General features: G+C 66.4%; 5 protein-coding genes and 2 pseudogenes. 5 read left to right on the forward strand and 2 right to left on the reverse strand.

The features are described 5' to 3' along the window. Positions 1–51: 51 nt before the first annotated feature. The 3 genes from OG519_RS28920 to OG519_RS28930 are packed head-to-tail and all read left to right on the forward strand — an operon-like array spanning position 52 to position 11868. Complete coding sequence (locus OG519_RS28920) at positions 52–4296, forward strand: LamG-like jellyroll fold domain-containing protein (RefSeq protein WP_405589918.1); 4245 nt, start codon at positions 52–54, stop codon at positions 4294–4296. Next, positions 4293–11528 carry a polymorphic toxin-type HINT domain-containing protein gene (locus OG519_RS28925; RefSeq protein WP_405589921.1) on the forward strand — a complete coding sequence of 2412 codons (7236 nt, stop codon included), beginning with the start codon at positions 4293–4295 and terminating at the stop codon, positions 11526–11528. Before OG519_RS28920 ends, OG519_RS28925 begins: the two co-directional genes overlap by 4 nt. Positions 11529–11544: 16 nt before the next feature. After that, entirely contained in the window at positions 11545–11868 is a 324-nt protein-coding gene (locus OG519_RS28930) for a hypothetical protein (protein WP_405589924.1), read from the forward strand. Between the two features lie 99 nt (positions 11869–11967). Here the strand turns inward: OG519_RS28930 and OG519_RS28935 are convergent. Both OG519_RS28935 and OG519_RS28940 read right to left on the reverse strand, forming a co-directional pair. Next, positions 11968–12582: pseudogene (locus OG519_RS28935) on the reverse strand (site-specific integrase); the annotation flags it as partial. Between the two features lie 274 nt (positions 12583–12856). Then, the gene (locus tag OG519_RS28940) at positions 12857–13078 is read right to left on the reverse strand and encodes a hypothetical protein (protein WP_405589927.1); all 222 of its coding nucleotides are present in this window, start codon (positions 13076–13078) and stop codon (positions 12857–12859) included. 44 nt (positions 13079–13122) lie between these two features. Here OG519_RS28940 and OG519_RS28945 point away from each other — a divergent pair. Next, positions 13123–13403: pseudogene (locus OG519_RS28945) on the forward strand (IS481 family transposase); the annotation flags it as partial. Between the two features lie 103 nt (positions 13404–13506). Continuing rightward, positions 13507–13932: a hypothetical protein gene (locus tag OG519_RS28950; protein WP_405589930.1), complete on the forward strand. Its 426-nt coding sequence runs from the start codon at positions 13507–13509 to the stop codon at positions 13930–13932. Positions 13933–14745: the final 813 nt, after the last annotated feature.

The raw sequence follows: 14745 nt of genomic DNA on the forward strand, positions 1-14745 counted from the left end.
GCGTCTGCCGACGATCCTGTTCTGGCTGACGGCTCGCCGGGCGGTAGCGCGGTGTCCGCGCCGGTGGACTCCCCGGAGTCGCTGGCCCTCGCTGCGGCCCGGAAGTCCGGCAAGGATGTGGCGGTGCCGGCGCTGACGACGGAGTCGACCGATGTCACCGCGCAGGCTGACGGCACGCTGGTGGCCACGGTCCACAGCCAGCCGGTCCGCACCCGCAAGGACGGGGCCTGGGCGTTGATCGACACGAGGCTGGCGACGCTGCCCGACGGGTCCGTCGCCCCCAAGGCAGTGCTTTCGGACGTGGAGTTCTCCGGGGGCGGTTCGCAGCCGCTGGTCCGGATGGCCCAGGCCGGCAAGGAACTGAGCCTGACTTGGCCGACGTCGTTGCCGGCCCCGGTCCTTGACGGGGCGACAGCCACCTACCCGTCGGTGTTTCCCGATGTCGACCTGCGGATGACGGCCACCACGGGCGGGTTCGCGCAGACGATCGTGGTGAAGTCCGCCGAGGCCGCGAAGAACCCGCAACTGGACCAGGTCCGGCTGGGTCTGTCGAGCACGGACCTGACGGTGAAGGAGAACACGGACAACTCACTGTCGGCCGTGGACGCCGCGGGCGGCGGAACGGTCTTCACCGCTCCCATCCCGGTGATGTACGACTCGACAGCCGCCGGAAGCGCCGCAGCAGGAATCGACCCGCCGGCCAGCGACTCAGGGAACAAGACGGTAGCGAAGACCACGGGCCAGGTCTCCCTGGCCGACGACTCCGGCGGGCCGCACGCCGCCCCGGTTGGCGTCGACATCCCGGCTGGCGACCACACCCTGGCCCTCACCCCCGACCAGACCCTGCTGGACGCTCCCGGCACGGTCTACCCGGTGATGATCGACCCGAACTGGACCACCCCGCACGCCGGCAGCTGGGCGGGCATCTCCAAGGCATGGCCCAGCAACTCCTACTGGAAGTTCTCCGGCGACTTCGGCATGGGCTACTGCGTCGACTCCTCCTGCGCGGCCGGGGACGTGAAACGCGTGCTGTACGCCCTGCCAGTCAAGGGCCAGCCGTTCGCCGGCAAGCACATCCTGTCCGCGGAGTTCGACGTGTACGAATCACACTCCTACAGCTGCACCAATGAGCCCGTGCAGCTGTACGCGACCAAGGCCATAAGTTCCGGCACGACGTGGAACAACGCCAGCAGCACCACAGGGTCGTCGCCGTTCTGGGCGACCCGGCTGCAGACGGTCAGCGAGTCGAAGGGGTGGAGCTCCTCCTGCCCCGCCGGTTACCAGGAGTTCGGTGGGGACGAGTCTACGGCGCTGCGGGCGCAGCTTCAGAAGACTTCGGATGCCAACTCGGCGAATCTAACGCTGGGGCTGAAGGCTCAAGACGAGACGTCGGCCAACGGCGACGAGTGGAAGCGCTTCACCAGCGACGGGTCGATGCGGGTTGAGTACAACCTGCCGCCCAAGCAGCCGCTGATGAAGGACCTGTCAATGTCTCCGGGGTCGGCATGCCAGACCGCGGTGGTCCCGGTCAACAAGTGGCCCCAGGTGACAGCGAAGGTCTACGACCTCGACGGGGAGAAGATCGGGGTGCAGTTCGCCGCTGCATGGACGAACAGCTCGGGCTTCGGACGTCACTGGTGGTCCACCGGGGCCGAAGCGAATTCGCCCGGCACTACTACGTTCAAGGCGTCCGGCTCGATGTTCTCGGCCACGCTGCCGGCGTCGGTGCCCGGCAACACCGGCGTGACGGTCGGCTGGGAGGTCCGTGCCTGGGACGGCGCGCAGTGGGGACCGTGGAGCTCGGCCGGTGATGTCCAGACCGACTGCTACTTCACGATCGACTCGCAGAAGCCGCCCGGCCCCGTGACAACCTCCGCCTCCTTCCCCGGCTCCGCCGACGCCACCGCACCTCTGCCCTGGATCAACGGAGTCGGCCACTACGGCACGTTCACCTTCACCAGTGTCAAAAGCGACGCGGTCAGCTACCAGTACGCCTTGGACACCAGCGCCAGTTCCGCCCACGCGGTCAGTACCACTGCCGGGGCGCCGGCATCGGTCCTGCTGCTGATGCAGCAGGAGGGACCGCACTTCCTCTCGGTGAGAGCCGTCGACGCCGCCGGCAACGGCTCGGTCGCTACTTCGTACTACTTCAACGTCATGGCCGGCGACCCCGACCGGGCCGGCTGGTCGATGGACGACCAGGGCGGAACAACGGATCTCGCGGGCCGGAGCGGAACGTACAACGCCACCCTCTACGGCGGGGCGGCCGGCGGCGCGGATGGTCACACCAACACCGCGCTGACCCTGCCCGGAGCAACCGACGCGTCCTCGGTGCCGACCGACTACGCGGCCACCGACCGGGCCGTGCTGGACACCCCGGCCAGCTTCACCGTCTCCGCCTGGGTGAAGACTTCGGACACCACCGTCGGCCAGGCCGCGGTCAGCCAGGACGGCACCTACAACGGCGGCTTCAGCCTGGGACTCTACGACGGGAAATGGACGCTGAAGATCCCCACCCTGGACGCCGCCGGCTACGCCTGGCAGTCGGTCGCATCCAGCGCCCCGGTGGTCGCCGGCCAGTGGACCCACCTGACCGGCGTCTACAACCAGACCACCGGCACCATCACCATCTACGTCAACGGAGTCGGCTCTACCCCGGTGGCGGCACCCTCGGTCCCCGATGTCCGAGGAGTCATGCAGTTCGGGCGCATGTTGTGGAAGGACACCTACGCCGACGCCTGGAAGGGCGCCCTGGACGAGGTGAAGGTCTGGGACCGGGCCCTGTCCGGCACAGAAGCCGCCACCGTTGCCGCCGACGGCACCCCGAGCACCGGCCTGCCGGCCAAGGCCGTCTGGTCCCTTGACCAGACCGGCACCACGATGACCGGCAATCCGCAGACCACCGGCGCCCACCTGTCCGGCGCGGTCACCCTCGGCGGCCCCGGCGTGGTGAACAAGGCAGCCCACTTCGGCTCCACCGGATACGCCAGGACGCCCGGCCCGCAGGTCGACGGCGCGCGCAGCTTCTCCGTCTCGGCATGGGTGAAACTGCCTGCCCCCGTAGCCGGAGACACCAAGGCAAAAATGGCCGTCACCCAGAACGGAGTCCACAACGGGCAGTTCTCCCTCTACTACTCCGCCTCCGGGAAGGACTGGGTGTTCGCCCGCTACCAGTCCGACTCCGCGACCGCACCACTGATCTACGCCAATCAGCCCGTCTGCACGGTCGGAAAGCCCGACAGCAACGGGGTGCCCTGCATCGGGCCGACCACCGGAGAGTGGACCCACCTGGTGGGCGTCGCCGACGCGACAGCACACCGCATCCAGCTGTACGTCAACGGCTACCTGGTCGGCTCGAACTCCTACACCCAGACCAGCCCCTGGTCGACTCCTGGCGGCCTGCAGATCGGTGCGGTCAACCGGGAGGGCGCCAACGACGAGTTCTTCGGCGGCGACATCGACGACGTGCGCGTCTTCGACCGGCCCCTGGCCCCGTCCGAAATTCAGACCATGATCCAGCAGCGTCCGCTGCTGGCCGGCCGTTGGAAGCTCAACACCGGCACCACCACTTCCCCCGACGACCTGAACCTCCGCCCGCTCACCCTGCACGACCAGGCCGGCATCAACACCGACACACCGCTGGTGGGCACCGGCGCTCTGAGCCTCGACGGCACCGGCGACTACGCGGCGACCAGTACGCCGCCCCTGCACACCGGGCAGAGCTTCACCATCGCCGGATGGGAACAGACCGCCGGAGCAGCCACCCGCGACATGACCTTGTGGTCCCTGGGCAACGGAACCGACAGCGCCGTCACGGTCCGATGGCACTACATCCGCACCGACCACGACCCCGACTCCCCGGATGACCCCGCCTTTGACACCGTCGTCGGCGAATGGCAGGTCGAGACGGTCGACACAGGAACCACCGCCGTTCACACCATCGCCACCCACAGCAATCCCGCCCAGGGACTCGGCAACTGGAACCATGTGGCGATCGCGTACGACTCGTTCTCCAACCAGTTGTCGCTCTACATCGACGGACAACTCGAGGACCAGGTCTGCGACGACGACGACACCTCGGGGACCTGCATCAATCACACCTCCGTCGCAGGCGCCAACCAGCCCTTCGAGGCCACCGCGGGCCTGCAGATAGGACGGAACCACGCGACGGGACCGGAGATCGAGTACTTCTCCGGCCAGATCGACGATGTCTGGGCCTATCAGGGGGTCCTGAGCTCAGCCCAGATCATCACGCTGGCCAACGGCGAAGAACTGGACAGCACCACAGGTCCGTGAGCGGGACCGAACCGACCGGCGGCGCGCGCAATCCGGCGCGCGCCGCCACCTTCCGCGACACAGCACGGCGGCACCGACGACCCGCAGGGCTCGTCTGCCTGATTCGACCGTCTGCGGCTCCATCCAGGGAGCCGCATTTTGAGTGGGGTGGGGAATTGGCGAGTACGGGCAGGACCACGTTCGGCTGGAGATCAGCCAGGGGCAGGATCGGCTGGTTCATTTCCGCAGCCCTTGTGGCCACGATGCTGCAGGCAGTGCCCGCAGCGCTCACCGACGCGTCCGCAGACGAGGGCCCACAGGCCGTATCTGCTGAGAAGCCGGTACACGTCGTGAACGCCAAGATCAAACCACGCCAGACGGTACACACCGTCTCCGCTCCCCGCACACCCAAAGCGGCCTGGCCTGCCGGCGGATCGGCGACGCTGACGCTGCAGGCACCGAACGCCAAGGCATCGACCGCGGCCAAGTCGTCAGCCGCAACGGGCACCATGGTGAAGGCTGGCAAGCTGCCGGTCAGGCTCGCCTCACTGACCGGATCGACGACCGCAACCGTTCGCGTTCTCGATCACTCCGCGGCGGCGAAAGCCGGCATCGACGGAGTACTGATGTCGGTGACCGGCGCCGCCGGGCACGGAGGGCAGACCCAGGTCAGCCTCGACTACAGCGCCTTCGCCGGCGCCGCCGGCGCCGGCTACGGCAAGCGCCTGCACATCGTGCAACTGCCCGCCTGCGCCCTGACGACTCCCGCCCTTCCACAGTGCCGAAACAGCACCCCACTGAAAAGCACCAACAACGAAGAGACGCAGACAGTCACCACCGACGCCGTGGACGTCCCCGCCACGTCAACAACCACCCCGTCGGCCCGCGCGTCCACCGCGTCGGCGGGAATCGTCGTCCTCGGCGCCACCACAGGACCGGCAAGCCTCGCCGGCGACTACAAAGCATCACCCCTGACGCCCGCCTCCACCTGGAGCACATCGCTCAACAGCGGCTCCTTCTCGTGGAACTACAACATGCCCGTCCCCGCAGTGCCCGGCGGCCTGCTGCCGGACGTCGGGCTCGCGTACAGCTCAGGCGCAGTCGACGGCCGGACGTCCAACGGCAACAACCAGGGCTCCTGGGCCGGCGACGGCTTTGACATGGACCCAGGGTTCGTCGAGCGGTCCTACAAACCGTGCGGAGACGACGGGGTCAAGACCAACGGCGTCGAGCCCGGCGACATGTGCTGGGCCTACGACAACGCCACCATCAGCTTCGCTGGCCACGCCGGCGAATTGATCCCGGTCTCCGCCGACGAGTGGCGGATCAAGGGCGACGACGGCACAAAAGTCATCCGGACCCGCGACCTGACCCGCGGCAACGGAGACAACGACGGCGAGTACTTCGAAGCGATCACCACCAACGGCACCCGCTACTACTTCGGCTACAACCGCCTCACCAACTGGACCACCGGCAACCCCGAGACCAAATCGGTAGAAACCGTTCCTGTCTTCGGCGACGACGCCACGGAACCCTGCCACGCCGCCACCTTCGCCGATTCCTGGTGCCAGCAGGGCTGGCGCTGGAACCTCGACCTGGTCATCGACCCAACCGGCAACGACATCACCTACTGGTACAACCCCGAAACCAACTCCTACGGCCGCAATCTGAAGGCCAGCGACGACACCCCCTACATACGCGCGGCCACTCTCGACCACATCGAATATGGCCAGCAGAGCGGCGACATCTACTCCGGCACCATCAAACCGATGGCCAAGGTCAGCTTCGCGACAGCGGAACGCTGCCTGGAAACGACCGCTTCACTGTGCAACCCGGCGAACATCGATACAAACCGGCAGTACTGGTATGACACCCCCTGGGACATGAACTGCAAGGCCGGCACCGACTGCGATGCCGGCCGCTACTCCCCGACGTTCTGGACCCGCACCCGCCTAACCGGTGTCACCACCCAGACCCTGCAGACCAACGGCACCTACAAGGACATCGACTCCTGGGCCCTGCACCACACATGGGGCACCGCCGACAACGACTACCAGCTGCTGCTCGACTCCGTCACCCACACCGGCCTGGCCGGCACCGCTCCCGCCCCCCTGCCGCCGACCACCCTCGGCTACGACGTCCGGCAGAACCGCCTCGACAAAACCGGTGACGGCCGCGCTCCCTTCTTCAAGCAGCGGCTGAGCAGCATCGATGACGAGTCGGGCGGCCAGACGGACGTCAACTACTCCCAGGCCGCGTGCGACTGGGACAACCTGCCGACCCCGCAGAGCAACACCACGCGCTGCTTCCCGCAGATGTACCAGCCCACCAACGATGTGCCGGTCACGACGGAGTGGTTCAACAAATACGTCGTCGACGCGGTCATCTCCACCGACCGTACCGGCGGCGCACCCGATATGGTCACGCACTACTCCTACCTCGACGGCGGCGCATGGGCCTACGACGACGACGAAGGCCTGACCAAGGAGAAACTCAAGACGTGGTCCCAGTGGCGTGGCCACGGCCACGTCCGGGTCGAGACCGGCGGCACCGCGGGAATGTCTACACAAGCAGACCACTACTTCCTGCGCGGGATGGACGGCGACCGCAACAACCCCACAGACGCCACGAAGACCCGCACCATTCAGGTACCCGATGGAGAGGGCACAACCCTCACCGACGACGAGGCGTGGTCCGGCTTCGAATACCGCACCGAGACCTACGACAGGCCCGGCGGGAAAATCCTGGAAAAGTCCGTCAACACCCCCTGGAAGAAACAGACCGCGAGCCGGGTACGCGACTGGGGAACCACCACCGCGAACATGGTCGCCACCTCGACCAACCGCTCCTTCACCTCACTGGACAACGGCGCTGGCAGCCTGTGGCGGGAAGCCCGCAGCAACACCACGCACGACGCCTACGGCCGGGCCGCTGTCTCCGAAGCCCTCGGCGATGTGTCCGTCACCTCCGACGACCAGTGCACCCGCACCACATACGCCGACAACACCACCGCCTGGATCTTCACCGGCGCGATCCGCACGGAGACCGTCGCAGGTGCCTGCTCCGCAAGCGTGAACCGGGACACCCAGCCCGACGGGACATCCGCGGTGATCTCCGACGTGCGGGTCCGCTACGACAACAAGGCATATGGGGTTGCCCCGACCAAGGGTCTCGCCTCACTCACAGAGACCCTCCAGTCACGGCACGGCACGACAGCCACCTACCTGGACAACGCGGCAACCTACGACTCCTACGGACGGCCACTGTCCAGCACCACCCGGGCCTCCAGCAGCGTCTTCGACCCCACTGACGAGTCCAAAGCGCCCGTCACCACGGTAGGAACCACGGCTGACACCAAACCCCGCACCACCCTGACCACCTACACCCCGACAACCGGCCGGCCCACCAAGGTCGTCATCACCACACCCCCCGCAAACGCCACCACCAGTGCCGGAGCCGAGACCAGCACCACCGCCTACGAACCCTTGCGCGGGCTCCCCAGCATCGCCCTCGACCCCGCACTCCTCCGTACCGACGTGATCTACGACGCCCTGGGCCGCCCGCTGAAAGTCTGGCTGCCCAACCGCTCCAAGGGCGATGGACAGACCCCCAACTCGCAGTTCGTCTACAACGACGCCGACACCGACATCCGATCCGTCGCGACCAAAACACTGAACAACGACGCGTCGCAAGACACGTCGTACGCCCTCTACGACGGCTTCGGCCGCATACGGCAGACCCAGTCGCCCGGAGCCGACGGCGGCCGGATCCTCACCGACACCTTCTACGACGAGCGAGGCCAGGCCAAGCTGACCTACGCCCCCTACTACGCGGAAAGCGCCCCGTCGGGCACGCTGTCCAGCGTCGATGACACCACCGGTGTGGAAACCCAGACCGCCAGCCAGTTCGACGGGCTCGGCCGGGTAACCCAGTCAACGCTGCTGGCAGGAAACGGCGTGGGCACCGTCTTGTCGAAGACGATCACGACGTACGGCGGAAACAGCGTCACCGTGACCCCGCCGAAGGGCGGTACCCCCACCACCACCTTCAGCGACGTGGCCGGCCACGTCACCGAGTTGCGCCAGTACAAGGCAGACACTCCTGTCGGCGCATTCGATGCCACCGCCTACCAATACGACCACGCGGGTCGACTCGCTCAGTTGACCGACCCGTCGCACAACGTCTGGACGTGGACCTACGACCAGTCCGGCAACCTCGTCAACGCCGCAGACCCCGACAGCGGATCAACGTCGAGCAAGTACAACGACCGTGGCGAATTGGTCAGTACGACGGATGCCCGGACCAAAACCGTCACCCACGTATACGACAACCTCTCACGCGAGATCGAAACCCACGATGGCACGGCCACAGGCCCCCTCCTCACCTCGCAGGTATGGGACCCCACCGGCGCCCTGGGCCACCTCGCCAGCTCAACCCGGTACGTCACCTTCGGCGGCACCACATACCAGTACAAGAACACCGTGAACACTTACGACGCCCTCTACCGGGCGAAGAAGACCACACTCACGGTGCCGTCCATCCCCGGCGAGACCGCCCCCGCAATCGCCGGTCAGCAAGGACTGGCCGGCAACTACTCGACGATCACCGCGTACAACCTCGACGGAACCGTCCAGTCCACCAGCTACCCCGCAGTCGGAAACCTGTCGGCAGAGGTCGTAGCCTTCACCTACGACACCCAGCACCGCCCCGCCACGATCAGCAGCAACCTCTCCTCCTACCTCGCCGCACAGAGCTACGACCTGACAGACAAGCCTCTGAAGTCCACCCTCAACGCCGGGGGCAAGAACCTCTGGGTCACCAACTCCTGGGAGTGGGGCACCCAGCGGCTGCATGGCAGCCGCACCGACCAGCAGGATGTAACAGGCGCGGCGCGGGCGACGCAGTACACCTACGACGAGGCTGGCGACGTCACCTCGCTGGCGGACGCCTCCCGCACGGGCACCGATCTGCAGTGCTTCAGCTACGACTACCTCGCCCGCCTCACCGAGGCATTCACCCCCGCGGCGGGGTCCTGCCCCACCGCACCAGCCGGCGCAGCCCTCGGCGGACCCGCGCCCTACTGGAGCACCTACGCCTACAACACTGACGGCACCCGCAGCACCGAAACCCAGCACAACCCCGCAGGCGCCACCGCGCCGGACACGACGCGCACATACAGCTACCCGGCGACCTCCTCCGGCCCCCACACCCTCAAGAGCGTCGCCACCGCGGTAGGGACCGCAGCCGCAGTCAACGAGACCTACACATACGACAGCGCCGGCAACACCCTGCAGCGCCACCTCGAGCCCAAAGCCGGCACCACCGACGACCAGACACTGGTCTGGGGCACCGACGGGACACTCAACCAGGCCACCGACGCCGTCGGCACCACCACCGGCACCACCACCATCACCACCAACAGAACCACCGACTACGTCTACGGCACCGACGGCAGCCGACTGACCGAACACACCGTCGACACCGCCAACCCGGCCGCCGAGAACACCACGCTCTACCTCGGCAACACCGAGGTGAACTACGTCAAGGGCGCCGCCAAACCCACCGCAACCCGCTACTACCCCCTCGGCGCAGCCGTCGCCGTCCGCAGCGACGACAACAAGATCACCTTCCAGGTGACCGACGCCCACGGCACCGCCGACGCAAATATCGACGCAGCCACCGGCGCCCTCACCCAGCACTACGAAACACCATTCGGCACCGACCGCGGCCCCGCCCCCACCGTCTGGGCCGGCACCCGTGGCTTCATCGGCGGTACCAAAGACACCGCCACAGGACTCACCCACCTCGGCGCCCGTGACTACGAGCCAGCCACCGGCCGCTTCATCTCCGTCGACCCCCTGCTCGTCCCCGACGACCCCCAGTCCCTGGCCGCATACACCTACAGCAACAACAACCCGCTGACATTCTCCGACCCCACCGGCCAGCGGCAGGAGGAGTGCAGCACCGGGGCGAACCAATGCACCGGGGACAACCACCACGTCAACGACGTGGTGTCTGATATCCAGGACCGCTGCGCGAAGGGCCACTGCTCCGACGGCACTCAATTCCCGCCCCACGGCGACACCTCACCGGCAGCCACAGCAGAACCAGCGACCGTCGAGGTGTACCCCACCGTTGTCATCCCCCGCGACTGGGACAACTGGCTCGCCTTCGCCACCGCACTCGACAAGCGCATCTCCAAAGACTGCGAACTTGACGGCAGTTTCTACTGCAACGACCCGAATCAGGCCACCAGCAAAGACGGGGTGGCCATCCTCACCCAGAGGCTGAGCACCGACATCTTCATGGCCTGCAGCGATGTAGGCGGCTGTCCCAAGAATATTTACGGGTCCAGCGTGTCGGACCTCATCGGCGCGAACTTCGCCGCATTCGGAGGCAGCCCCGACGACTGGGCCGGCGAAGGCAACATGCTCAAAGGCGAGCACGGAGGCGGGGACGGCAAGGGAACCACGGCCCCCAAAGGTTGCAACAGCTTCCCCGCAGGCACCCTCGTGCTTCTCGCGGACGGCACAGTCAAACCGATCGACAAACTCAAGGTCGGTGACCAGGTCGAATCGACCGATCCGGAATCGTCGGCATCTGGATCCCGCGCCGTCGACGCAACCATCGTCAACCCGGTCGACACGGACTTCACCACCGTCACGGTCACCTACGCCGGCAAAACCAACTCCGTCACCGCGACCGATCACCACCCCTTCTGGTCACCCAGCGCTCGTGCCTGGATCGACGCCGCCGACCTCAAGCCAGGCATGACCCTTCGGACTTCCGATGGCGACAACATCGCCGTCGTTGCCGTCACCCACCTGCACCGACTCCAGGCCGCCTACAACCTCACCGTCCGCGACTTGCACACGTACTATGTACTCGCGGGCGGTACGCCGGTACTTGTTCACAACAGCAACAGCAACTGCGGAATTCGTCCACATGACAAAGCCCGTGGCGCTGCCGGTGTCGATGAAATGACGGATACGTTTGAGAAGTTCTATGACAAGTCTGACATCTACAGCGAGAGCTACGGGAATGGACTTGATCTGTGGACCCCTTACGGCAGGCGTCAAGTGGATATCGCGGTCAGGAATCCGGACGGAAATCTTCACCTTTATGAAGTGAAGGTGAATAAATCGAATTACACCAGGGGTCAGCGAAGGAAGGACGAATGGCTAGCGAAGACGTACGGGTTTGAAACCTCGGTCGTCCGGCGCGGTACAGATTGTCCGATCTGCAACCCCTAACTTGAGAGGATGGCCTGTGAGTAGCGACTTCGCCTTCTGGAAGCGCTCTGTCGGGGACCCCGAGGAAGTCTTCGACAACCTTGCTGAGGGCGACACCGGCGACCTTGTCGTGAGTCCTGACGTATTGCGGTTCCGGGAGGATTTGCTGACCAGGTGGCCGGATGTGGACGACGTTCTGGAGCCGTCTCGGTTCGACCTAGAAGAGGAGCCGGACGATGCGGGTAAGTACGTCCTCCTAACCCTTTCGGTTCGCCAACTGGATTATCTCCCTGAGATTCTTGACATGGCGAAGAGGAACGGTCTCGTCGGATTTAGCGGAGTTGCGGGCGAGCCGATTTAAGGTTTCCGGCGCTACGCCCCAAGCGCAAAGAAACGGCCCTTGCAGGTGCCACCTGCAAGGGCCGTTTTTGCGGTTTGACGGCAGTAATTGACGGCAACGTCAGCGGACGGGTGCTGCACGAAGTGGTGGTTCGCCGCCGTCGTCGGGCTGCTCGATGGTCTCGGCAGGACTTCGGAGGGCGTTGCCGAGGAGGTCGATGGCGTCTCGTTTGAGGCGGAGCCGGACGTGGGCGTAGACGGTGGCGGTGACGCCGATGTGGGCGTGGCCGAGGAGTTCTTTGATCACGACGAGTTCGACGACCTGCTCCAGGAGGAGCGTCGCTGCTGAGTGCCGGAGATCGTGAAACCGGATGCGGCGGAGGGTAGCTCGGCGGAGCAGGGCGTTGAAATGCCGGGTGAAGGTGGCTCCCTCGATCGGGGAGCCGTCGGGCCGGGTGAAGACGTAGCCACTCGCCTTCCAGCCCGTCCCCGCCGCTTCACGCTCTTGGCGCTGCCGGGCACGGTGCTGTTCGAGGGAGCGCAGGCACTCGGTGGGCAGGGCGATCCTTCGCTCCGAGCTCTGGGTCTTGGTCGGCAGGGCGGTCAGGCCGCCGCTGTTGGTGCGTTGGAGGGTGCGGCGGATGCTGGCGGTTCCGCCGGCCAGGTCGAGGTCTTCCCAGCGCAGGCCGAGGAAGTCGCCCTTGCGGAGTCAGGTGCGCAGGGCGAGTTCGAACAGGGGTCTTGGGCCAAGGCCCGTCCCCGTCACTCATCGGCAGCGGGCGCAGCATGACGAACGCGTTCGCCACAGGCAGGTAAGCCGGTCGCAGCCGCACGACCGACCATCGTGCCGGGGTATCACCAGCCGTACGTGACGCCCCATTTTGAGGACCCGAGCCCCCGACCCGCGCGCCCCACCGAGGCGGATGAGTTTTCCGCAGGGGCAGGGGCAGGGGCAGGGGCAGGGGCAGGGGCGCCGGCCGGTCCTGGCGGGGCTACTGGAGATGGTGGGGTTACCGGAGGCCGACGGTCTGGGTGACGCCGTGGCCGTTGCGCTGCTCGGCGGTGACCCGGATGGACACGTAGCCGGCGTGGCTCGGCGCGCCGAGGGACGTTGTCCAGGTGTCGTTCTTCCGCTTCAGGTCCGCCCGGTGCCGGGAGGCCCCGTCGTCGTAGGAGACCTGGAGGCCGACCGAGGAGGGCGCGTCCTGGGCGGAGGCACTGCCGAATACCACGGGGGTGACGGAGAACTCCGCCGTCCGCTTCGCCCGTCCCGCGAGGTCGACTGATCCACATCGACGTGAAAAAGCTCGGCCGGATCCCCGACGGCGGCGGGCGGATCCAGGGCCGGCAGGCAAACCAGGGGCACCCGGCATGGCGTCGGCTTCGACTGCGTCCAACTCCGACGTCTACGACCACACATGCCTTGCCTGCAGCGAGATCCCCCCCGACGAGAAAGTCGCCACCTGAGCCGTGTTCCTGCGCAGAGCAGCCGCCCAATTCGCCGCCCTGGGCATCACCCGGATCGAACGCGTCCTGACCGACAACGCCTGGTCCTGGGCGGCCGGTGCCGACAGCGCGAGTGTTTGACATGTTCGCGAGGCTGCCTGCTGTTGAAGCCTGTACAGTGTCGGCACCATGATCCATTCCTCGAGGAGATAACGTGCGGCGCGCTGCGGGGACAAGATCGGCACTGCAGGTCTGGCTGAGTTGGATCGGGATACAGCGTCGCTCGCCCGAGGGGGACTGCGCGGATCTGGACGCGGGGGAGACCCTGATTGTGGCCGCGCACAGCAAATCCATCGGCGGGCAGTCGACGCCCCGGACGATGATCGGTGCACTGCATCTGACTGCCGGGCGGGCGCCCTTGTGGGGGCGGGGGCAGATCGGCACGAAGCAGAGGGTCACTCTGGCGCCCCCGCTGTCGCTGGAGGGCGAGGGTGAGAAAGTTCCGCTGATGCGGAAGTTCCGCCGGTACATCCTTGTGACGGGTGACGGGTCGTACGACGTGGCGCTGCCGGAAGCCGACGCCGTCCTGGTGCGCCACGCCCTGGGCACGGTGGACGTGAACGCCGTCACCGTCGAGTGAAATCGGGCGGTGGCGTGCGGCGTCGCCTGCCCGCAGTGTCGCCGTTTCCGGCATCCAGCCTGACGCTGCGCCTGCCGAAGACCTCTTCCGTGCAAGTCAGACGGCACGTTGGTACTTCTAGTGGATGCTGCCGAGTCGGTCGCGTCTTCGGCTGCCGAGCGCCGATCTTCCACGGATCCGTGGCTGGTGAGGGCAACGGGTCCAGTGGGCGGACGTTGGGAACCGAGGACGGCACAACAAGGCGCCCCGCGTGTTCAGCGCCGATGCGGATCTTCGATCCTGCCCACGGCTCGCAGACTGAGTCCGCAGCCGGCCTGGGGGATGGGACCGGTGTTTCCTGCTGAGGGCACGGACCTCTCGAATGCAGTGCCGATGTTCGATTGTCAGGTGTGGCCAAGCGAGGCATCCTCAGATGGAGACGTCTTGTGAAGCATCGGAATAGGTTGCTGGGGACCGATCGGGGACCGCACGCCGCTCGCGTTGGTGATCGATTGCCGCATAACTGCACGTAATGCGGGGGGAGTTCGTCCCGAATGGTGGGGAAATCCCGGTCCTCTTCGCGACTGGGGGTCAAGGGGTCGCAGGTTCAAATCCTGTCGTCCCGACGGTGTTTTCGCAGGTCAGAGCCTGTCTCCGCTTCGCGGGGGCAGGCTTTTGGCGTCTGGATTGTCCGTTTCAGATGTGAGGGCTTGTGAGAAGCCGTCCCCCCGGCGGCATCCCCGCAGGTCAGCGGCTCGAACTGCGGGGACCTTTTGACCCGTGTCATCTGCCGGGGTGGGCAGTGTTCGGATCTCAAGCTGAGTTGATGATCTC

It is taken from the genome of Streptomyces sp. NBC_01190 (assembly GCF_045039895.1).
Lineage (GTDB): Bacteria > Actinomycetota > Actinomycetes > Streptomycetales > Streptomycetaceae > Actinacidiphila.